Annotated in this window: 1 rRNA gene; it reads left to right on the top strand. The window is 57.1% G+C overall.

The window, feature by feature from the left end:
• The first annotated feature begins 153 nt into the window (after window positions 1–153).
• A 5S ribosomal RNA gene (gene rrf / locus AB0C16_RS41180) occupies window positions 154–270 on the top strand.
• The last annotated feature ends 26 nt before the right edge of the window (window positions 271–296 follow it).

Below are 296 nucleotides of genomic sequence, written 5' to 3'. Positions count from 1 at the left end.
ACAAGGTTTTTCTGACTTGTCGCGGTGTGTGCTGCGTTCCGTTACTCTTCGCCGGGTCCGGGACAGCGCCGCGCTGTGAGGGTTTGTTGCTCGCGTCCACTAGGCAATTCTGAGACTGCAAACAGCGTTTGTTGTTTGTGTGTTTCGTAGGGTTACGGCGGTTATGGCGGGAAGGAAACACCCGGTTACATTCCGAACCCGGAAGTTAAGCTTCTCAGCGCCGATGGTACTGCACTCGGGAGGGTGTGGGAGAGTAGGTCGCCGCCGGACAATCGTTTGATGTGGGAAGGGCCTCC

Source organism: Nonomuraea sp. NPDC048916 (assembly GCF_040649575.1).
In the GTDB taxonomy this organism is placed as follows: domain Bacteria; phylum Actinomycetota; class Actinomycetes; order Streptosporangiales; family Streptosporangiaceae; genus Nonomuraea.
The sequence above is the reverse complement of the archived record's forward strand: the minus strand, read 5'-3'. Positions and strand labels throughout refer to the sequence as shown.